We start from the raw sequence: 19,492 nt of genomic DNA on the forward strand, positions 1-19,492 counted from the left end.
AGTAAAATGAAAATAAATAAACTACTACTAATAGGAGCAGTTTGCGTGGGGTTACACGCTGAATCTATAACTAAACAGCAAGTATGCCATATGATAGACGCGTTATCTTATCAGCTTAATATAAAAGATTTGGGCAATAATGAGTTTACTATAAATTATAAAGACGGTGCGTTATACAAGTACGATAACCTAGACGAATACAAAAAGTGGTTTATTGAGTGCTATGACAGGGACAGGCTTATTGCTAGAATAATAGATAAGGGCAAAATCATAGAGAGAATAGATTCGTCAATAGGCAACTATAAATGGGTAACGTTTGAGCTTGAAAACTGCATCCTGAAAACTCTTGGAAAAGGTAGCGACTATGCGCCGATCGGTGAACCAAAATGTAAAAAAGATAGCGACCGACAGGAGATAAAATGACGATAGAGACGATAAAAGAAATTTTGGGCTGGCTTGATCAACACAGCTGGTATATAATATCCATATTTATACCGATAGGCTTATTTTGTATATTTTATAGCTCCAAGCAAACAGAAAAGGCGAATAAAGAACTTATAGAAAATTTAAAGAAGCTACTTAATGACGAAGAGTTTAATTTTTTGATCGACGATAAAAACAGGACAAAGTACTTACGCAAATTTAACGACATAATCAAAACAGAGATGTCGATAACAGAAGATAAATATATAGCTATTTTGGCAGATTTTCGCGATACGATAAAGGTCGATTTTCAAGAAAAGCTAAGGCTTGACGAGATAAGGAAGCAAATATTATGAAGCCCATTTTAGACGTTTGTTGCGGCGGCAGAATGTTTTATTTTGACAAAAAAAATGAAAGCGTAAATTTTTGTGACATCCGAAAGGAAAGCCATACACTCTGCGACGGCCGAAGTTTTGAAGTAAGTCCGGATACGGTGGCCGACTTTAGAAATTTACCTTTTAACGATGAGAGTTTTTACCTTGTAGTATTCGACCCACCGCACCTCAATAGGCTAGGATGCAACTCTTGGATGGCGAAGAAATACGGTAAGCTTAATACCGATTGGCGCAAAGACTTGGCGGATGGTTTTGGTGAATGCATGCGGGTACTCAAACCCAATGGAACGCTAATTTTTAAATGGAATGAAAACCAAATAAAATTGAGCGAGGTATTAAAATGCTTCCCTATAAATCCAATATTGGGACAAAAAACAACCAGGCAAACACATTGGCTAGTATTCTTTAAGAGAATATAAAAATTTATAATTTTTATCGCTTTTTTGGTATAAATTTAGGAAATTTATTATTTTTAGTTTTGTGAAAAATTAAAAATAATGCTATCTTAATTTTTAATATTTTATTTTTTATTAAGATTAAGAGATTAGAATTTTAAAAAAATAAAAGGGAAGAAAATGGACTTTAAAAGAGCAAGCAACTCTACGGACAAGCTGGAGGAATTTATAGCCGGGGCGGACACGCAAAAAGAAGCGCCGGCAAAAAAGAGCAAAGCGGCGATAGGAACGAAATTTTCAAAGGAGCTGGCCGTAAAAATACGAAAAAAGTACCCGACGTATACGCTAGCCAAATTTATAGAGCTAGCCCTGACTACGCCGATACCGCATATAAAAGACGATGTGCTGATAACAATTTATGATCAGGCCAAATGGTTCAACACCAGTATGAGCGAGTTTGTGCGGTTTAAAATGGGGCTTATAGAGGCGCCACAGCCAAACGATCCAAAGGACATGCAGCATATAAAAAATTATATCGTATTCGTAAGCGATGCCAAGAAAGAGAAAATCAGGCAAATCGCAGAGAACCTAGAAGTAAGCATCCTGACGTATTCGGACGTTAAAATTTTAGCCACATACGAGCTCAAAGATATTTTTACTTTTGACGAATTGATGCAGTTTAAAGCCGAAGCGAACAACTATGACCTAGATACGGACGAATACATTGCGATGAGAATAAGAGGATAGCGCAGAACCCGGCAATTTATTTGTGCCGGGAATGCGAGTTGTTTTAAGATAGTTTTAAGTCCCTAGAAGCCCTATAAACGACGAACGAGATCAGAGGGCGATAGGTTATACGCCCAAAGCGACAGGGGGCGCAGATTTAAGCCCCTATTCTTTCCGTTTTTTCATTCAAAATGAATTTGAACGAGTAGCCGACAACCTCTTTTTTGTTTTTATTTGAGATTTGCTTCTCAAATATAAGTTTTTTAAAGTAGCTCTCATTTAGTTCATTAATGGACGGCTGAATTACCCGGCAATCAAGATCTTTTGAGCCGTAGCACTCAGGCGCAGACATAAAATTTTCAAAATCAGATCTAGTAAAATTTACGCATTTAAAGCCGTCTTTATCGGGCTTTATGTTTTCGTATTGCTGTAAGAGTCGATATAAAGTCTTTGCAAATTTACCCCTAATCGCAACGAAGTCATAAAGATTTATTCTCATAAATTTAAGAGTTCCAAAAAGGACGTCAAGAGCGCGCTTATTCATTCTGAAACGAAGAATCTGCTTGTTTCTAAAAGTATCGATATCGGTAAAAAATACGCCGACGCTCAAAATTTCATCGTCTTCCGTGTGAGTAATCGATCTGTAAATCGCCGAACCCTTGCGACCCAAAACCTTATCGATAAATACCTTTATTTCGTCGTTGAATCTGGTTTTATTTATCCCTTTTTCATAAAAACGCGCAAGCTCGGAATACGGCATATCGATAAAGCCTTTATTTTCGGTATAGCCCATTTCTTTGGCATACCAGCAGATCGTAAAGAAAATATCATAATCCCTAGCGGTAAAGTTGATGGGAAATAAAACGGAATTCATTTTATTGCGAAAAACGAGCGAGCCGGCGTGATTTGGCTTGGCAACTTTTTTTGTAGTCTCGAGCACGAAATGTCCCTTTCCAAAATAGAAAGAAATTTCACTCATATCTATACCTCGCAGTTTAAAGATTTAACTGCTATAATAGAGTAAATTTAATGTGTTGCGACTTAAATTTTATAAAATCACCGAAAATTTAAACGAAGGAGCGAGCGTGAAAAAAATGTGGGAAGGGCGCTTTAGCGAGGCGAGTTCGGCGCTTTTGGAGGAGTTTAACGCCTCGATCGGCTTTGATAGGGCGCTTTGGCAAGAAGATATCGCAGGTAGCAAGGCGCACGCTCGGATGCTAGGTGCTTGCGGGATTTTAAAACCTGACGAGAGCGAAAAGATCATCGCAGGGCTTGACGCCGTGTTTGAGGAGATAAAAAGCGGTAAATTTGAGTTTAAAACCGCCGACGAGGATATCCACATGGCGGTCGAAAAGCGCCTAAGCGAGCTCATCGGAAGCGATCTTGGCGGCAGGTTGCACACCGCGCGCAGCAGAAACGATCAGGTCGCGCTTGATTTTCGCCTCTACGTGCTTAAAAGCGGTGCCGCGCTCGCCGAAAAAACTCGCGAGCTAGTAGAGGCTCTGCGAGATATAGCTAGCGAGCACGCGGACACGCTGATGCCAGGCTACACGCACCTTCAGCACGCCCAGCCCGTGAGCCTTGCCTATCATTTGCTAGCTTATGCGTTTATGTTTCGCCGCGACTACGAGCGCTTTGCTAGCTCGCGCGAGCGAAATAATCTCTGTCCGCTAGGCTCTGCCGCGCTTGCTGGCACGCCGCATCCGATAAATCGCGAGATGGTCGCGCAGCAGCTGGGGTTTGCGGGAGTGACGCCAAACGCGATGGATAGCGTCAGCGACCGCGATTTTGCGCTGGAGATTTTGTTTAACGTAAGCGTGCTGATGACGCATGCGTCGCGCCTGTGCGAGGAGCTAATCTTGTGGAGCTCGCAGGAGTTCGGCTTTGTCACGATCAGCGACGCGTACAGTACGGGCAGCTCGATCATGCCGCAGAAGAAAAACCCCGACGTGTGCGAACTAATCCGCGGCAAAACGGGGCGCGTAAACGGCAATCTCGTCGCTCTGCTAACGGTGATGAAGGGCTTGCCGCTGGCATACAACAAGGACATGCAGGAGGACAAGGAGGGCGTTTTTGACAGCGTCTCTACCGCGCTTGCGAGCCTTGAAATCTTAAAACAGATGTTAAAAACGGCTAAATTTAACGAGCAAAATATGCTCGCGATGACCAGGCGCGGGCACCTCACGGCGACCGATCTGGCCGACTTTTTGGTGCGGGAGAAAAACGTGCCGTTTAGACAGGCGCACTTTATCACGGGCAAGGCCGTGGCGTATGCGGAAAATTTGGGTCTAGATTTGAGCGAGCTAAATGCGCAGCAGCTTGCAAGCGTGGATGAAAGCTTGGACGCGGGCGCGGTTAAATTTCTTGATCTAAACGCTTCTAAGGAGGCGCGCAAATCGCAAGGAGGCACGGCAAATGAGAGCGTGGCGGCGCAGATTGAAATTTTAAACAAGTGGCTGAAAGGCTAAATTTAAGGAGCCAAATTTGACCGTGCGAGAGCTTTGCGAGTATATAACGGATGAGGGCAGACATATTTTCATTGAGGTCGGCGGGGCGATGAGAACGAAAAGGTGCGATAAAAAAGAGCCGGCTAACGCAGTTTTTTAAATGCGAGAATGAAATTTTAAGCGTTTTAAAATTTAAGCGGCGAGAGCGTAAAAATTATGCTACCAAAACGGGCGGTTGCATAGAAGCGGGCGTGGGCGTGAGGATGGCGGGGAATTTGCCCGATATTTTTAACTAAAGACGCGCAGAGCCGGCTTAAGATACGTGGGCAAGGTCGCGCGGGAGTTAAGGACGGCGCGGGCAGTCGGGCGAAATTTAGCACTAAGCTCAGGCGAGATCGCACTGCTTGAGACCTACAAGACAGATAGATAGACGGAGACCGATAATTAAATTTCGAAGCCGAGATAAACGAAATTTTAAATTTTTACCGCCGAAAGGCGAAAATTTCATTATAATTATAAAAAAATAAGGAGGAAAAGATGTTTGGAAGCGGATATAAAAAGGAGTTAGAAGATAAAAATGCGGCTCTAGCGCAAGAAAATAAAAGCCTAAAAGCGCAGATCGAAAAGCTGCAAAGTGAGTTGGAGGCGGTAAAATCTAGTGCGGTAGGCAAGGAAGATACGCCAAAGCCTCAAGCGGAGACGGTGAAACTACTGCTGGCCAGCTATGCCGACGGTATGAATTTCTTGCAAGGTACGATGGAAGAAAACTTACAAATGCTTGAAAACATAAACGAGCTAAACAACCTCACCTTCGCCAAAACGGGCGAGTTGCGCGAGCAAACGAGCTTTATCGTGGGCTCGATGGAAAACGTCCAGCAAATGAGCGGCGACTTGCAAAACGACGCTTCGTCCCTAAATGATAGCGTGATGTCTATCGTGGAGATCATAAATCTAATCAAAGATATCTCGGATCAGACGAATTTGCTGGCGTTAAACGCGGCTATCGAGGCGGCACGGGCCGGCGAGCACGGGCGCGGGTTTGCCGTCGTGGCCGATGAGGTGCGAAAGCTCGCCGAACGCACGCAAAAAGCGACGCTCGAAGTCGAGGTAAATATAAACGGACTTAAACAAAGTTCAAACACGATGATAGGAATGAGCGAGAATTTTTCTAAAATATCGGGCGATGTTATGCGGGTTTTGGGCGAATTTCAGGACGCTATCGCAAGCGTAAACGAAAACACGCAAAATATCTTAAATCAGGCTTTAAATTTGACCAACGAAGTCAATGTTAGCAACGGCAAAATCGACCACATAAATATGAAACTAAACGGCTACAGAGCTGCGCTTCACGGCGAATTTGAAAGCGTGCCCGACGTGGGGCACTGCCGATTTGGCAGGTGGTTTAGCGAGAAGGTCAAAAATATCATCGTAAAAGACGCCAAGGTCGTGCAGGACATCTCGCGCCACCACGAAAACGTCCATAGCGGGCTTGATAAGGCGATCAAAATTTTTGCCGGCGGCGGCAAAGACAACGCCGCAGGGGTGGAGATCCTAAAAGATGTGGAAAATTCGAGCAAAGTCGGCTTTGAGGCGCTACTAGACGCGGTTAGGATGGCAAGGAAATAATAAAATTCGGTCGCTCGCTTTTGCGGCGGGCGGTTAAATTTATCAAAATCGGCAGATTATGCGAAATTCGTATATTTTCAATATGTCTGCCGAGTATTATTGGTTTTTGACGGGCGTTTTAGCGCTTGCTTTTTAAGGCGGATCGATGCAAATTCGAACGGATTTAAAAATCGGTTTGCCAAGTCAAATTTAAATTTCCGCTCAAATTTAAGGCGCGTTTTGCAGGGCGGTTAAATTTGATTTATCTTTTTAACGGCATCAAATTTTACGGGATTTGGCTTAATTTGGCGCCGCATTTTTTACTAAAATTTTGATGCCGAACCCTTGCGAATTTATCGCGCTAAGGGTTGGTCCGCGCTATTTACTTCAATCTAAAATTTTGATTTTCTTTCGCGATTTTTTGAAGCTCGTCCAAGTTGTTTTCGGCTTGTTTTAAGAGCTCGTCGAATTTAAACCCTAGCATAACGATGCGGTAGAGCTCGGGCTTGTTTTTCTTCCAGTTATAAAGCGTTTTCGTATCGATATTTAAAATCCCCGCAATATCTCTTTTTGATAGATTATTTCCCATTTTTAGCCTTTTTATCGGGAATTTTCGAGAAAATAGGCTGACTTATCAACTAAGGAATAATTACTTTATATTTATATTTTATAAGGATTTATTCCTTAAATTTAATATCTCTTAAGGCTCGTTTCAGTAGCATTCTTCAAATTTTAAACGAGGAGTAAAAATGGCGTACAAATTTGATGAGGATTTGGAATTCTTGCGAGAGCTAAAAAGTAGCGATTTGAACGAGCTTGTGGAAATCCTAAAGGGCAAAGACGGCGATGAGAGAATGACAGAAGAATTTAGCAATAATGAGTTATTTAAAAAATTTTATCCCGATCATCAAAAGTATGTAGAATTAATTTTCGAGGAGTTGCAGTATTTTGGCGGAAATACCATAGTAAATAAAATTAGAGGTCACGGTGTTTTGTATAAGGAAATTTTATACGATGTCTGCAATAAGTTTAAGGTAAATTATAATAAAGCGCAAAATACTCAGCTCATAGAGCAAGCGTTATTTATGAAAGTTTTATCGGATAGCCTAGATAAGATGAGCGAGGAAGATCTAAAAGTCGTTTCGGAAGAGTTGGGGCTCAATACTACGAATTTTACTGCAGAAGGCATTACGTTGGCTTTACAAATAGCGATCAGGCAAAGCGGATTTATGGCGTATAAAATAGCTCTTATCGTAGCAAATGCCATCGCAAAAGCGATTTTAGGCAGGGGGTTAAGTTTGGCAGCGAACGCCGGCATCGCTAGGACTATCGGAATATTTGCCGGACCTATCGGCTGGCTGATTACCGGACTTTGGGTTGCCGTGGATATAGCCGGACCTGCATACAGAGTGACGATACCTGCGGTTATTCAAGTGGCTTTTTTGAGGCAGGTTTATTTAAATAAAGGTGAAGAATGATACTTGAGGCATTGTGGGGAGGTTTTAAAGCAGGAAAAATATTTTACGAGTTGAGCAATATGTTTTTTAATTGGCTTGAGGAAAAGGAAAAGCGTGAAAAACGCAGAAAACGCAACGCTGCAATAATCAGATGGCTAATCTATGCCGCCATTATACGGCTTTACTGATAGCTTTTTCGAATGGATTTATAACCGGTGGGATGGTTAAATTTAAAGCCTGATTCGGACTTTAAATTTTAAGCAAAATCAAGCGAGCCGACACGGATTAAAAGTCGGCTCGCTAAGTCAAATTTACACTCGGATTCCGAGCGTAAATTTTAAAAATTTAAAACGTGCTTTGCGGATCGGTCGCGGCATCCACCCAGCTGAGCTTTGCTCCGGCAAGCAGATGAAAGTGCAGGTGCATGACCTCTTGACCGCCGTTTTCGCCGCAGTTCGTGACCAGGCGATATCCGCTCTTATCCACGCCCATCAGCACCGCGACCTCTTGGATAAATTTCGTCATCTCGCCCATCAGCGCCCCGTCCATCTCCTGGAAATTTTCAAAATGCTTTTTCGGAATAATCAAAATATGAATCGGAGCCTTTGGATTTATGTCGTTAAAGGCTAAAAATTTCTCGCTTTCTAGCACCTTATTGCACGGGAGCTCGCCCGCTACGATTTTTTCAAATATCGTCATGATTTTCTCCTCGTTAAAATTTGGCTTAATTATAACAAGTAAAAGTTAAAATTTCGCGCCTTTTAGGCAGATTTTATTAAATTTTGACTACAATCTAACCCAAAATTCAGTAAAGGTAAAAACTTGCAAGAGTATAGAGAAAGTATCGCAAAATGCGGGAATTTGGCGGATTTAGACAAGATTCGCGTCGCGCTACTTGGCAAAAAGGGCGCGATCACGTCGGAGTTTGCTAAGCTTAAGGATATGGACGAAGCGGCCAAGAAGGAATTTGCGGCAAATTTAAACAAGCTAAGAGACGAATTTGAAGCGCTTTTGGCGGCTAAAAAAACCGAGCTTGAAAGCGGCGAGATAAAAGCCAAGATGAAGGCTGAGGCCATCGACATCACGCTATTTAACGAGCCAAGCGGCGCGGGCGCGCTGCATCCCGTGATGGCTACGATGGATAAGATCATCGAGTACTTTATGATGCAAAATTTCTCGCTCGAGACGGGACCGCTGATAGAAGATGATTTTCACAACTTCGAGGCGCTAAATTTACCTAAATACCACCCTGCGCGCGATATGCAAGACACGTTTTATTTTAAGGATTTTAGACTGCTTCGCACGCACACTAGCCCCGTGCAGGTGCGCACGATGATGAGCAAAAAGCCGCCGATTCGCATGATAGCGCCGGGAACGGTATTTCGCCGCGATATGGATCTAACGCACACGCCGATGTTTCATCAGGTGGAAGGCCTCGTGGTCGAGGAGGGCGGCGCAGTGAGCTTTGCAAATTTAAAATCAATGCTTGAAAATTTCTTAAAATATATGTTCGGCGACGTTAAAGTGCGCTTTCGCCCTAGCTTTTTCCCGTTTACGGAGCCTAGCGCGGAGGTCGATATCAGCTGTATCTTCTGCCATAGCGAGGGATGCCGCGTGTGCAAGCAAACGGGCTGGCTCGAGGTGCTAGGATGCGGCGTGGTCGATCCGAACGTCTTTAAGGCCGTCGGCTACAAAAACGTGAGCGGATACGCATTTGGACTTGGAGTCGAGAGATTTGCGATGCTGCTTCATCAAATTCCCGATTTGCGCTCGCTTTTCGAGGGAGATTTAAGATTATTGGAGCAGTTTAAATGATAATTTCAAGAAATTGGCTAAACGAATGGCTGGACATCTCAAGCGTAACGAGCGAAACGCTGCTAAAGACGTTAAATTCGATCGGGCTCGAGGTTGATAGCTTTAAGGAGATCAGGGTACCTAAAAATATCGTCGTAGGCTACGTAAAAAGCAAGATAAAACACGAAAACGCCGAGAAACTAAGCGTTTGTCAAGTGGATGTAGGCGGCGAGACGCTACAAATCGTCTGCGGCGCGAAAAACGTCGAAGCCGGACAGTTCGTGCCGGTGGCGCTATCAGGCGCCGTTATGCCAAGCGGCCTAGAGATAAAGAGGGCAAAGCTACGCGGCATCGAGTCAAACGGTATGATCTGCTCATCCGTCGAGCTAGGCCTCGTAAAAACAAACGACGGCATAATGCCGCTGGATGAAAGTATCGGCGAGCTAAAACTGGGTAAAGAAATTTGCGAATACCCGCTACTAAACGACGATATCATCGAGATCGAGCTAACGCCAAACCGCGGCGACTGTCTGAGCGTCTACGGCGTAGCGAGGGATCTATCGGCTGCGCTTGATTTGCCGCTAAAAGATGCCGCCAGATACGAAGAGGGCGAAAATTTGCTCGGTATCGGGCGCATTTTGGCTATCCACGCCGAGGAAAATTTACAAAGCGGCTTTCAGTACCGAGCCTTTGAGATAAAAGAGTATTTTGATGAAAATTTGCTGATGAAGATCCGTTTGGCGCTGATCGAGTGCGATAAGCAAAACCGCATCGAGCGCCTGCTAGACTACGCTACGCACTCAACCGGCGTGCTATTTAGCGCGTATGATTACGCCAAGCTCAAAAAGGACGACGAGCGCGCTGTTTTTGACTTGCAAAAAGGCACAAATTTAGCGACTGAAATTTTAGCCGGCGGCGAGCTTTTGGGCGTTGGCGGCGTATATCAAACGGACGCGGCGAGGCTTGACGAAAATAGCAAACTAATCATAGTGGAGGCTAGCTACACCGATCCTCAAGTGATCGCGACCACCGTCTATGAGGACAAGCAAATGCCGCGCCGAGCGCAGGTTTATCGCTCGCTAAGAGGTAGCGAGCCAAACGTCGGTTTTGGAGCCGATTTTTTATTTAAACAGCTAGCTGCGCTAAAATCGGTAGCGCTTTATGCGGGCTCTCAGCAAAGCGTAATGACGCGCGAACCGAAGGTAGTGAGCTTTACGATGAGCGAAATGCAAAAAATGATCGGTCAAGAAGTCGCTCAAAACGACGTTGTGAGGATACTTAAAAAGCTTGGATTTAGCGTAACTTTTAACGCCGAAAAAGAGGGCGCGAACGTGAAAGTACCGTTATTTCGCCACGATATCGTAAATGCGCAGGACGTGTGCGAGGAGATCGTGCGAATGGTCGGTATCGATAATATCGCCTCAAAGCCGCTAAATTTCAGCGAAGCTAACCGTATAAACGATACCTTTACCGACTACAAAAACGCTCTAAATTTGCGTAAAAAAGCCGCTGCGGCCGGATTTTTCGAGAGCGTGCATTATGTATTTGACGATGCTGGCGAGCTAGCGGCGCTCGGTTTTGCGCCTTGTAAGGCCGAGATAACCAACCCGATAAATAGCGAGCTAAACACGCTAAGACCGACGCTTGCAAATCACTTGCTAAAATCGGCCGAGCGAAACGTAAAAAATCAGCGCAAATCGGTCAAAATTTTTGAATTCGGTAGCGTATTTAGCGAGGATGGCGAGCAAAGCGAGAGATTTGGCTTCGTAGCTAGCGGACTTACAAAAGAGCCCAGCCTGCTAAACGGCGCAAAGCCTGCCGATATCGACTTCTTAGGCTTTGCTACGGCCGTTAGAAACGCGGTCGGCGAATTTGAGCTAAAAGCGTGCGACGATGTAAAATATCTAAGCGAATTTGAACAAGCTAAAATCTATCAAAACGGCGTTTGCGTTGGTTATATCGGCCGCGTAGACGTACGAGTCGAGGCTGCGCGCGACCTGCCGCGAACCTATCTTTGCGAGATAGAGTTTGAAAAGCTTAAATTTGATATCGCGGTCGTCAAAGCCTACTCGAAATTCCCTGCTATCAGCAGAGATTTGAGCCTAATCGTGCCTAAATCCATGAAATTTGAAGCGATAAAAGAGTGCATAAATGCGCTAAAAATCGAGTGCCTAAAAGAATTTGCGCCGGTTGATATATATTCAGACGAAAAGCTCGGAGACGACGTAAGCCTGAGCGTCAAATTTAACTTCCAAGACATACAAAAGACGCTTGAAGACGAGGAAGTGGCGGCGATAATGGATAAAATTTTGGACGCTTTAAAGCAAAATTTAAATATCGGACTAAGATGAAAGTTTACGCATTAAGAACGCCGATAAGCGCGAGCTTGGAAAACATCGCGGCGGATAAGTCCATCTCGCATAGATGCGCGATATTTTCGCTTTTAAGCGATAGGCCAAGTCGCGTGAAAAACTATCTAAAGGCCGAGGATACGCTAAATACGCTAGAAATCGTAAAAAATTTGGGCGCGCATATCGAGGAAAAAGAGGGCGAGCTAATCATAACTCCGAGCGCAAATTTAAAAGAGCCTAGCGTTGTTTTAGAGTGCGGGAACTCTGGCACGGCGATGAGGCTTTTTATGGGCTTTTTGGCCGCTAGCGAGGGCTTTTTCGTGCTAAGCGGAGACGAGTTTTTAAATCGGCGTCCGATGGCGCGCGTGGCTAAACCGTTAATTAGCGTCGGAGCTAAGATAGACGGCGCAAACGGCGGAGATCACGCGCCACTGGCGATACGCGGCAAGAAGCTGGAGTATTTTAAATTTGATAGTAAAATCGCCTCTGCGCAGGTAAAATCGGCACTGATTTTGGCGGGACTAAAATCAAACGGCTGCGAGCTTAGCGAACCTGAGCTTAGTCGCGATCACACCGAGCGTATGCTAAAAGGTATGGGTGCTGGTTTGCAAATTTTACCGCACGGCGTCAAAGTGGGGCCGATGAGCACGCCGCTAAAACCGCTTGAAATTTGCGTACCAAACGATCCTAGCTCGGCATTTTTCTTTGCCGTAGCCGCAGCGATAATCCCGAATTCTCACATCGTGCTAAAAAACATGTTGCTAAATAAAACGCGCGTGGAAGCCTTTAAAATTTTATCCAAAATGGGCGCGCAAGTAACGTTTAAAGAGACTTCCGGCACATACGAAAGTATCGGCGAGATTGAGATAAAGCACACACCGTTAAAGGCCGTGGACGTGAGCGAAAATATCTCATGGCTAATCGACGAGGTGCCCGCACTTGCCATCGCATTTGCAAACGCGCAGGGCACGAGTAGCGTGAGAAACGCAAAAGAGCTTCGCGTCAAAGAGAGCGACCGCATCGCGATCATGGTGCAAGGTCTGCGAAAATGCGGGCTTGAGGTCGAAGAATTTGAAGACGGCTTTAGCGTAAAAGGCGGCGAGGCAAACTGCGCTATCATCGACAGTAGCGGCGACCACCGTATCGCGATGAGCTTTGCGGTGCTCGGGCTAAAATGCGGAATGGTTATAGAAAAGAGCGAATTTATCGCGACTTCGTTTCCGAATTTTAGCGGGATTTTAAGGCAACTTGGAGCTAGCGTTGAGGATTGAGCTTGCTAGCAGTTACGGCTTTTGTTTTGGCGTCAAGCGCGCGATAAAGATCGCCGAAAACGCCAAAGATGCCGTAACTATCGGCCCTATCATCCATAACAACGACGAGATAAATCGCCTGAATAAAAATTTTAACGTCAAGACGCTTGAGGGCATAGATGAGATCAACGGTGCAAAAAAGGCGATCATCCGCACGCACGGTATCACAAAAGGCGACCTAGCCGAGCTAAAAAAAAGCGATATAAAGGTGATCGACGCGACGTGCCCTTTTGTCACCAAGCCGCAGCAAATTTGCGAGAAAATGAGCAAAGAGGGCTATGATATCGTGATATTCGGCGATGAAAATCACCCCGAGATAAAGGGCGTGAAATCATACGCCGTAGGTAAGGTTTTCGTCGTGCTTGATGAGGGTGAGCTAGCTGGCGTTAAATTTGCGCAAAAAGTCGCCGTCATCAGCCAAACTACGCGCAAGGTAGAAAAATTTATGCAAATCGTAAATTTTTTGATGCTTCGCGTGAAAGAAGTGCGCGTTTTTAATACGATTTGCAACGCGACGTTTGAAAATCAGGAGGCGGTTAAAAATTTAGCCGCAAAGGCCGATGCAATGGTGATCGTGGGCGGTAAAAACAGCTCAAATACGAAGCAGCTTTATCTCATCTCAAAAAGTGCGTGCGAGGATAGCTATCTCGTAGAAAACGAATCCGAACTCGAAAGAGCTTGGTTTGAGGGCAAAAATCTGTGCGGAGTGAGCGCAGGAGCCTCGACGCCCGACTGGATCATTCAAAAAGTGGTTGGTAGGCTGGAGAGCTTTAAAATTTAATAATCTCGCATTACTTTTTTAAATAAAATTTCAAAATTTAACCCTGAAATTTAGTAAGTTAATCTACAAATAAGTTAATATTAAGTAAAATTGGCGCTAATTGTGTTAAAAAGCAAAATATACAAAAAAGGAACAAGATGGCTGCGGTGAACAAAAAAGTTCAGCTTAGTAAGGCAAACGACGATATCGAAGAAGTCGATTTTGCCGCAATGTTAGAGGAGTCTTTTAAAAAGACCGAAGAAGATAGCGACGGAATAATCGTTGATATCAAGGATAGCGAGGTTTTCGTAAACGTCGGTAAAAAGTCGGAGGGGATTTTAGATATTTCCGAGATCCAAGACGAAAACGGAGAGATTAAATTTAAAGTAGGCGACACGATAAAAGTCGTAATAACCGGTTCAAGAGGCGGAAAGCCGATCGTCTCTCATAAAAAAGCGCTTAGAAAAGAAAAAGTAAAAGCTTATATCGACTCATACAACGAAGAAAATCAAGACGTATTCGACGTAAAAATCATCGGTAAAAATAAAGGCGGTTTCGTCGCTCAAAATAGCGACGGAGTAGAGTTTTTCTTGCCTCGCTCTCAAGGAGGTTTTAAAGATGCAAACGCAGTCGTCGGAAAGTCGTTTAAAGTAAAGGTCATAAAGATAGACAAAGACGAGCAAAGCATCATCGTATCGAGAAAAAAACTCCTCGACGAAGATAGAAAAAGAAAAAGAGAAGCGATATCCGCAGTCGCTGAAAATACGGACGTGATAGAAGGCGTGGTCAAGAAAATCACCACCTACGGTATGTTTGTTGATGTCGGCGGCGTAGATGGCCTTGTGCATTACAGCGAGATAAGCTACAAAGGCCCCGTAAATCCGGGCTCTATCTACAAAGAGGGCGATAAAGTTTTAGTAAGGGTTATCAAATACGACAACGAGAAAAAGCACCTATCTCTATCTATAAAAGCCGCGACTCCGGATCCTTGGGAAGAGATAAAAGACGGACTAGAAGTAGGCGATACGATAAAAGTAACCGTCAGCAACATCGAGCCTTACGGCGCATTTGTAGATCTTGGCAACGATATAGAAGGCTTTTTGCACATTTCTGAAATTTCATGGGATAAAAATATCAAAAACCCTAAAGACCATATTAGCGAAGGCGAGGAGCTTGACGTCGAGGTCATCGAGATAGATGCAAACGATCGCCGCCTAAGAGTAAGCCTTAAAAATTTACTTAAAAAACCGTTTGACGAATTTAAAGCTAAATTTAAAGAAGGCGACGTTACAAAAGGGGTGGTTACTAGCGTGACGAACTTTGGCGCATTCGTTAGGATCGGCGCGGTTGAGGGCTTGCTTCACAACGAAGACGCTTCTTGGGACAGAAACGATAAGTGCAAGGATTTGTTTAAAATAGGCGACGAGATCGAGGTTAAAATCATCAAAATCGATGCTAACGAGCAAAAAATTTCACTTAGCCAAAAAGATCTAAAACAAAGTCCGGTGCAAGCCTATGCGAAAAAATTTAACGTAGGCGATATCGTAACGGGTAAAATTCGCGACATTAAGGATTTTGGCGTATTTGTGGAGCTCGGCGATAACGTAGATGCGCTCATCCGCAAAGAGGACCTCGGTAACGTAAGCGCTGAAAGCCTAAACATAAACGACAATATCGAAGCCGCGATAGCCTTTATCGACGAGAAGAAAAACAGAATCCGTCTAAGCATCAGACGCTTAGCTCGTCAAAAAGAGCGTGAAGTGCTAAACGAGATAAACAGCGACGATAAAGTTACCTTGGGCGATATTATCAAAGAGCAGCTATCATAACTAAATGAAGCGATATCTGCTCTGGGGCGCGATGGCTTTTTTATCGGTTTTTGTCTGTATGTGCGGCGCTTTGCTGTATAAGTACGCGGACGTAAATTTAAAAGAGCCGACGCCTACGGAGCTAAAAATGTCGCAAAATAACGAGGAGCAAAATTTGAGCGCCGGCCCTGCTTTATGGGTCGGCGAAATGGCGAATTTAGCTCCTAAAAAATACGCCCTGGCAAGCAACGAGATATTTATAGAATTTAGAGATGAACCAAAAGCCGCTATCAAAACGGCTTATCAGTTGATGATCGATAAAAACGATCTTTACTCGATGTTTTGCCTTACTCAAATTTTAAAAAACATACCCGTCGATTTTAGCGTAGTAAAAGAAAATTCGCAAAATTTAATTTACATCAACACGCAAGATAACGGCGTTTTAGACCGCATTATAAACGAGCTTAAAGCGTATGATATACGCTCAACATTCAAGGAGATCAGGCTATGAAAACGATAATGGTGTGCGACGCGATACATAAAGTCGGCTTTGAAATTTTAAATCGCGAAGAGGATATAAAAGTAATAGACGCGGTGAGCGTGCCTAAAGATAAGCTTTTAGAGATATTGGGCGAGGCCGATGTGGCCATCACGCGAAGCTCGACCGAGGTCGGCGAGGCGTTTTTAAGCGCGGCGAAAAATCTAAAAGCTCTCGTGCGCGCGGGCGTGGGCGTGGATAACGTGGATATGGACGGCTGCTCAAAGCGCGGTATCATCGCGATGAACGTCCCTACGGCAAACACAATCGCCGCAGTGGAGCTAACGATGGCTCATATGTTAGCCGCCGCCAGATCCTTTCCCTATGCTCACAACGACCTAAAAATCGACCGAATTTGGAAGCGCGAGAAATGGTACGGCGTCGAGCTTTTTAACAAAACTCTAGGCGTTATCGGCTTTGGCAATATCGGCTCTCGCGTGGCGATTAGAGCCGCGGCTTTCGGTATGAAGATCGTCGCTTACGATCCTTATATCGATCCTTCGAAAGTAACCGATATGGGCGGCGTTTATACGCGAAATTTCGACGACATTCTAGCCTGCGACTTTATCACGATCCACACGCCAAAGACCAAAGAGACGACCAATATGATCGGCGAGGCGGAGATCGCAAAGATGAAAGACGGCGTGCGCCTCATAAACTGCGCTCGCGGCGGTCTTTACAACGAAGAGGCGCTGTATAACGGTCTAAAAAGCGGCAAGATCGCGTTTGCCGGCATCGACGTATTTTCAAAAGAGCCCGCGACCAGCCATCCGCTGCTTGAGCTAAACAACGTCAGCGTCACGCCTCATCTTGGCGCAAATACGCTCGAATCTCAAGCCAACATCGCTGTAGCGGCTGCCGAGCAGGCTATCTCTGCAGCGCGCGGCATCAGTTATCCAAACGCGCTAAATTTACCGATAAAAACGGAAGATTTGCCGCCCTTTGTCGAGCCTTATATCGAGCTTACGAGCAAGATGGCCTTCCTCGCCGCTCAGATCAACAAAAAGGCGATCAAGGCTATTCGTATCGAGACGCACGGCCCGATCAGCGAGTATGCAAACTCTATGCTCACTTTCGCCATCGTCGGCGCTTTAAAAGAGAGCCTCGGCGACACGATAAACTACATAAACGCTAAATTTTTGTGCGACGAAAAGGGCATAACGACCGAGAGTAGCGTCGGCGGCGACAGTATTTTCAAAAATAAAATCACCGTTCGCATCACGACCGAAAACGACGTCGTGACGATCGGCGGAACGGTGTTCGGCGAAAATCAGCAGCGTATCGTAACCATAAACGGCTTTAAAACGGACTTTAAACCTAAAGGCAAGATGATTATCTTTAAAAACAACGACGTTCCCGGCGTTATCGCGCAGATAAGCACTATTTTAGCGGCAGAAAAGATAAACATCGCCGATTTCCGCCTAGGACGCGACGATCACGGCATGGCGCTTGCGGTGGTGCTGGTCGATGAAAAGATCACTAAAGAGACGCTGGCCAAGCTAAACGAGCTTGACGTCTGCGTCTGGGCGAAATACGCTGTCGTCTAAATTTAAGCTCGAATTCGGTCTTAAATTTAAAGAAAGAGTAGAAAAATGAAAATTTTATTTTTTATTCCGATTTTATTTTTGATCGCCGGCTGCGAGAGCGAGGCGCAAAAGCAAAGCACGAAAAATTTCGAGAAAATTTTGACCGAAAAAAAGAAATTTCAAAAGATACAAAAAGACGAGCCTAGCGTGAGCGAGCAGTTAAAAAGAGAGATCTACTCGCAGTCCGAGCAAAGTAAAAGTAAGGAAAAAGGCGAGTTTAAATTTAAACCCTAAATTTAAGCGTTTTTTATTTTGGCGATCGCGGTCAAATTTTGCCGCCTCGCCGCTTCTTAAACTGAACTAAAAATTTTTTTGATATAATCACCCTTTAAAACCACAAGGAGAAAAAATGGCAACCTATTCTATGGGCGACCTAAAAAAAGGACTAAAGATCGAGCTGGACGGCGTTCCGTATAAGGTCGTCGAGTATCAGCACGTAAAACCGGGCAAGGGAGCGGCTTTCGTGCGCGCGAAAATAAAATCTTTCATCGACGGCAAAGTGCTTGAAAAGACGTTCCACGCGGGCGACAAATGCGACCAGCCTAATTTGGAAGAAAAAGAGATGCAGTATCTCTACGACGACGGCGAGTTCTGTCAGTTTATGGACACCGCGACCTACGAGCAGGTGGCGATCAGCGACGAGGACGTGGGCGATGTCAAAAAATGGATGATAGACGGTATGATGGTTGAGATTTTGTTTCACAACGGCAAGGCTATCGGCGTAGAAGTACCGCAGGTGGTCGAGCTAAAGATCGTCGAGACTCCGCCGAATTTTAAAGGCGACACGCAGGGCGGCAAAAAGCCTGCGACTCTTGAGAGCGGCGCAGTCGTGCAGATACCTTTTCACGTGCTTGAGGGCGAGGTCATCCGCGTAGATACCGTCCGCGGCGAATACATCGAGCGCGCAAATAAATAATCGCAGTCGTCAAATTTGATGAAAGCAAAATTTGACGAGCTCATAGCCCAAGTAAAGCCGCTATTTAAAGATAACGGCTTTACTAAAAACGGGCTAAATTTCTACAAAAATACTCCCGAATTTATATATGTCGTAAATTTTCAAAAAAGTAGCGGCAATACTGCATTTAAAACCAGATTTTACGTAAATTGCGGCATTTACGGCGCATTTATCGACGCCGCAACCCGTAAAGAAACCGTCTCAAAACCCAAAGAATACGAATGCCATTTTAGAGAAAGAATTTCATCTATCATAGACTCCAAGACCGCCTACTATGAAATCAATGAAAATACCGACACGGCAGCGCTTTGCAAAAATTTATCAAGCGATTTAAAAGCGGCGTTTATATTTTTTGACGAGATAAAAACCGAACGAAATTTGATTGGTTTGATGTTGGAGCGAAACGGCCTAGCGGTGATTGACCAGCTTTTTGAATATTTACTCATAAAGCATGAGCAAGAAATTTTGATCCGCCAAGCGTTAAATTTATTTCAAAAATACGGAAATGAAGCTAGATGGAAAATTTTCGAGGGGCGTATAAACGGATTGCTTAAAAAATACGAAAAAGACGAGATAAAATTTGAAAGAATTTAAAGCCAAAGCCTAAGCCTCGGCTTAGACTCTAAACTGATTTTTTAACGTTATCGACTAGAGCAACGATCTCTTCGTAATTTGGCAGGGCATTTACCTCTGTGCCGATGAGATCTTTTTTAGAAAAGATTATCTTTCCATCTACTTCGATTATGAAGTTTCCGCCGCTACCGACGATTTTGCTAACATTAGCGCCTGGAATTTGACTTAAAAATTCATCTTCTACACGAGAAGCTACCGGTCTATAGTTTCAAGAATTGCAATATGTAATCTTTACTTCCATTTTCCTTCCTTTCGAATTTAAAGTGCGCCGATTATAGCGTAAATTTAGCAAACGGCGGTATAATTATG

General features: G+C 44.4%; 23 protein-coding genes and 1 pseudogene. 20 read left to right on the forward strand and 4 right to left on the reverse strand.

The features are described from left to right. The first annotated feature begins 6 nt into the window (after positions 1-6). From CRECT_RS02760 to CRECT_RS02775, 4 genes are all read left to right on the forward strand, one after another. Positions 7-423 (forward strand): hypothetical protein, encoded by a 417-nt coding sequence (locus CRECT_RS02760; protein WP_039888062.1) that lies wholly within the window; start codon positions 7-9, stop codon positions 421-423. After that, complete coding sequence (locus CRECT_RS02765) at positions 420-779, forward strand: hypothetical protein (RefSeq protein WP_004319300.1); 360 nt, start codon at positions 420-422, stop codon at positions 777-779. Before CRECT_RS02760 ends, CRECT_RS02765 begins: the two co-directional genes overlap by 4 nt. Then, positions 776-1,237 (forward strand): class I SAM-dependent methyltransferase, encoded by a 462-nt coding sequence (locus CRECT_RS02770; protein WP_039888063.1) that lies wholly within the window; start codon positions 776-778, stop codon positions 1,235-1,237. Before CRECT_RS02765 ends, CRECT_RS02770 begins: the two co-directional genes overlap by 4 nt. 156 nt (positions 1,238-1,393) lie before the next feature. Beyond that, positions 1,394-1,960 carry a hypothetical protein gene (locus tag CRECT_RS02775; RefSeq protein ID WP_004319303.1) on the forward strand — a complete coding sequence of 189 codons (567 nt, stop codon included), beginning with the start codon at positions 1,394-1,396 and terminating at the stop codon, positions 1,958-1,960. Positions 1,961-2,096: 136 nt separating this feature from the next. Here CRECT_RS02775 and CRECT_RS02780 read toward each other — a convergent pair whose 3' ends face one another. Continuing rightward, the gene (locus CRECT_RS02780; protein WP_039888065.1) at positions 2,097-2,918 is read right to left on the reverse strand and encodes a replication initiation protein; all 822 of its coding nucleotides are present in this window, start codon (positions 2,916-2,918) and stop codon (positions 2,097-2,099) included. 115 nt (positions 2,919-3,033) lie between these two features. Here CRECT_RS02780 and argH point away from each other — a divergent pair, with 115 nt between their 5' ends. The 4 genes and pseudogenes from argH (at position 3,034) to CRECT_RS13175 (ending at position 6,012) form a co-directional block, all read left to right on the forward strand. Next, a complete protein-coding gene (gene argH, locus CRECT_RS02785) occupies positions 3,034-4,407 on the forward strand; it encodes an argininosuccinate lyase (protein WP_039888072.1) in 1,374 nt (457 codons plus the stop codon). Between the two features lie 16 nt (positions 4,408-4,423). Further along, on the forward strand, positions 4,424-4,546 hold the full coding sequence (locus CRECT_RS12920; protein ID WP_004319176.1) for a hypothetical protein: 123 nt from the start codon (positions 4,424-4,426) through the stop codon (positions 4,544-4,546). 779 nt (positions 4,547-5,325) lie between these two features. Beyond that, positions 5,326-5,646, forward strand: a pseudogene (locus CRECT_RS13170) (methyl-accepting chemotaxis protein); the annotation flags it as partial. 57 nt (positions 5,647-5,703) lie between these two features. Continuing rightward, on the forward strand, positions 5,704-6,012 hold the full coding sequence (locus tag CRECT_RS13175; RefSeq protein WP_375804299.1) for a CZB domain-containing protein: 309 nt from the start codon (positions 5,704-5,706) through the stop codon (positions 6,010-6,012). A 361-nt stretch (positions 6,013-6,373) separates the two neighbouring features. Here CRECT_RS13175 and CRECT_RS02795 read toward each other — a convergent pair whose 3' ends face one another. Beyond that, positions 6,374-6,580, reverse strand: a complete 207-nt coding sequence (locus CRECT_RS02795) for a hypothetical protein (RefSeq protein ID WP_004319198.1) — start codon at positions 6,578-6,580, stop codon at positions 6,374-6,376. Between the two features lie 160 nt (positions 6,581-6,740). Here CRECT_RS02795 and CRECT_RS02800 point away from each other — a divergent pair, with 160 nt between their 5' ends. Together CRECT_RS02800 and CRECT_RS02805 are read left to right on the forward strand one after the other, a co-directional pair. After that, a complete protein-coding gene (locus tag CRECT_RS02800; protein WP_004319210.1) occupies positions 6,741-7,469 on the forward strand; it encodes a YaaW family protein in 729 nt (242 codons plus the stop codon). After that, positions 7,466-7,636, forward strand: coding sequence for a hypothetical protein (locus CRECT_RS02805; RefSeq protein WP_157752378.1), 171 nt, complete (start codon positions 7,466-7,468; stop codon positions 7,634-7,636). Before CRECT_RS02800 ends, CRECT_RS02805 begins: the two co-directional genes overlap by 4 nt. A gap of 157 nt (positions 7,637-7,793) precedes the next feature. On the opposite strand, the gene CRECT_RS02810 is transcribed toward CRECT_RS02805, so the two are convergent. Further along, complete coding sequence (locus tag CRECT_RS02810; protein WP_004319333.1) at positions 7,794-8,147, reverse strand: histidine triad nucleotide-binding protein; 354 nt, start codon at positions 8,145-8,147, stop codon at positions 7,794-7,796. Positions 8,148-8,270: 123 nt separating this feature from the next. On the opposite strand from CRECT_RS02810, the gene pheS reads away from it, so the two are divergent. From pheS to CRECT_RS02860, 10 genes are all read left to right on the forward strand, one after another. Beyond that, a complete protein-coding gene (gene pheS, locus CRECT_RS02815; RefSeq protein ID WP_004319193.1) occupies positions 8,271-9,263 on the forward strand; it encodes a phenylalanine--tRNA ligase subunit alpha in 993 nt (330 codons plus the stop codon). Then, entirely contained in the window at positions 9,260-11,593 is a 2,334-nt protein-coding gene (gene pheT / locus CRECT_RS02820) for a phenylalanine--tRNA ligase subunit beta (protein ID WP_004319322.1), read from the forward strand. Before pheS ends, pheT begins: the two co-directional genes overlap by 4 nt. Continuing rightward, positions 11,590-12,864, forward strand: coding sequence for a 3-phosphoshikimate 1-carboxyvinyltransferase (gene aroA / locus CRECT_RS02825; RefSeq protein WP_004319181.1), 1,275 nt, complete (start codon positions 11,590-11,592; stop codon positions 12,862-12,864). Before pheT ends, aroA begins: the two co-directional genes overlap by 4 nt. Next, positions 12,854-13,684 carry a 4-hydroxy-3-methylbut-2-enyl diphosphate reductase gene (locus CRECT_RS02830; protein WP_039888074.1) on the forward strand — a complete coding sequence of 277 codons (831 nt, stop codon included), beginning with the start codon at positions 12,854-12,856 and terminating at the stop codon, positions 13,682-13,684. The genes aroA and CRECT_RS02830 overlap by 11 nt, the downstream gene beginning before the upstream one ends. A 137-nt stretch (positions 13,685-13,821) precedes the next feature. Further along, positions 13,822-15,492, forward strand: coding sequence for a 30S ribosomal protein S1 (locus tag CRECT_RS02835; RefSeq protein ID WP_004319203.1), 1,671 nt, complete (start codon positions 13,822-13,824; stop codon positions 15,490-15,492). A gap of 4 nt (positions 15,493-15,496) precedes the next feature. Then, positions 15,497-15,982: a hypothetical protein gene (locus tag CRECT_RS02840; protein WP_004319147.1), complete on the forward strand. Its 486-nt coding sequence runs from the start codon at positions 15,497-15,499 to the stop codon at positions 15,980-15,982. Beyond that, the gene (gene serA, locus CRECT_RS02845; protein WP_004319208.1) at positions 15,979-17,556 is read left to right on the forward strand and encodes a phosphoglycerate dehydrogenase; all 1,578 of its coding nucleotides are present in this window, start codon (positions 15,979-15,981) and stop codon (positions 17,554-17,556) included. Before CRECT_RS02840 ends, serA begins: the two co-directional genes overlap by 4 nt. A 45-nt stretch (positions 17,557-17,601) precedes the next feature. After that, entirely contained in the window at positions 17,602-17,829 is a 228-nt protein-coding gene (locus CRECT_RS02850; protein ID WP_004319243.1) for a hypothetical protein, read from the forward strand. Positions 17,830-17,944: 115 nt separating this feature from the next. Further along, the gene (gene efp, locus CRECT_RS02855) at positions 17,945-18,511 is read left to right on the forward strand and encodes an elongation factor P (RefSeq protein ID WP_002948377.1); all 567 of its coding nucleotides are present in this window, start codon (positions 17,945-17,947) and stop codon (positions 18,509-18,511) included. An 18-nt stretch (positions 18,512-18,529) separates the two neighbouring features. Continuing rightward, entirely contained in the window at positions 18,530-19,144 is a 615-nt protein-coding gene (locus CRECT_RS02860) for a DUF4304 domain-containing protein (protein WP_004319254.1), read from the forward strand. Between the two features lie 28 nt (positions 19,145-19,172). On the opposite strand, the gene CRECT_RS12925 is transcribed toward CRECT_RS02860, so the two are convergent. Further along, positions 19,173-19,424 (reverse strand): SelT/SelW/SelH family (seleno)protein, encoded by a 252-nt coding sequence (locus CRECT_RS12925; RefSeq protein WP_257792185.1) that lies wholly within the window; start codon positions 19,422-19,424, stop codon positions 19,173-19,175. Positions 19,425-19,492: the final 68 nt, after the last annotated feature.

Source organism: Campylobacter rectus, assembly GCF_004803795.1.
GTDB classification, from domain to species: Bacteria; Campylobacterota; Campylobacteria; order Campylobacterales; family Campylobacteraceae; genus Campylobacter_A; species Campylobacter_A rectus.

Excerpts from the sequence above, each read along its gene's own strand:
- CRECT_RS02760 (WP_039888062.1), top strand. The coding sequence starts at position 7 with ATGAAAATAAATAAACTACTACTAATAGGAGCAGTTTGCGTGGGGTTA.
- CRECT_RS02765 (WP_004319300.1), top strand. The coding sequence starts at position 420 with ATGACGATAGAGACGATAAAAGAAATTTTGGGCTGGCTTGATCAACAC.
- CRECT_RS02770 (WP_039888063.1), top strand. The coding sequence starts at position 776 with ATGAAGCCCATTTTAGACGTTTGTTGCGGCGGCAGAATGTTTTATTTT.
- CRECT_RS02775 (WP_004319303.1), top strand. The coding sequence starts at position 1,394 with ATGGACTTTAAAAGAGCAAGCAACTCTACGGACAAGCTGGAGGAATTT.
- CRECT_RS02780 (WP_039888065.1), bottom strand. The coding sequence starts at position 2,918 with ATGAGTGAAATTTCTTTCTATTTTGGAAAGGGACATTTCGTGCTCGAG.
- argH (WP_039888072.1), top strand. The coding sequence starts at position 3,034 with ATGTGGGAAGGGCGCTTTAGCGAGGCGAGTTCGGCGCTTTTGGAGGAG.
- CRECT_RS13175 (WP_375804299.1), top strand. The coding sequence starts at position 5,704 with ATGAAACTAAACGGCTACAGAGCTGCGCTTCACGGCGAATTTGAAAGC.
- CRECT_RS02795 (WP_004319198.1), bottom strand. The coding sequence starts at position 6,580 with ATGGGAAATAATCTATCAAAAAGAGATATTGCGGGGATTTTAAATATC.
- CRECT_RS02800 (WP_004319210.1), top strand. The coding sequence starts at position 6,741 with ATGGCGTACAAATTTGATGAGGATTTGGAATTCTTGCGAGAGCTAAAA.
- CRECT_RS02805 (WP_157752378.1), top strand. The coding sequence starts at position 7,466 with ATGATACTTGAGGCATTGTGGGGAGGTTTTAAAGCAGGAAAAATATTT.
- CRECT_RS02810 (WP_004319333.1), bottom strand. The coding sequence starts at position 8,147 with ATGACGATATTTGAAAAAATCGTAGCGGGCGAGCTCCCGTGCAATAAG.
- pheT (WP_004319322.1), top strand. The coding sequence starts at position 9,260 with ATGATAATTTCAAGAAATTGGCTAAACGAATGGCTGGACATCTCAAGC.
- aroA (WP_004319181.1), top strand. The coding sequence starts at position 11,590 with ATGAAAGTTTACGCATTAAGAACGCCGATAAGCGCGAGCTTGGAAAAC.
- CRECT_RS02835 (WP_004319203.1), top strand. The coding sequence starts at position 13,822 with ATGGCTGCGGTGAACAAAAAAGTTCAGCTTAGTAAGGCAAACGACGAT.
- CRECT_RS02840 (WP_004319147.1), top strand. The coding sequence starts at position 15,497 with ATGAAGCGATATCTGCTCTGGGGCGCGATGGCTTTTTTATCGGTTTTT.
- serA (WP_004319208.1), top strand. The coding sequence starts at position 15,979 with ATGAAAACGATAATGGTGTGCGACGCGATACATAAAGTCGGCTTTGAA.
- CRECT_RS02850 (WP_004319243.1), top strand. The coding sequence starts at position 17,602 with ATGAAAATTTTATTTTTTATTCCGATTTTATTTTTGATCGCCGGCTGC.
- efp (WP_002948377.1), top strand. The coding sequence starts at position 17,945 with ATGGCAACCTATTCTATGGGCGACCTAAAAAAAGGACTAAAGATCGAG.
- CRECT_RS02860 (WP_004319254.1), top strand. The coding sequence starts at position 18,530 with ATGAAAGCAAAATTTGACGAGCTCATAGCCCAAGTAAAGCCGCTATTT.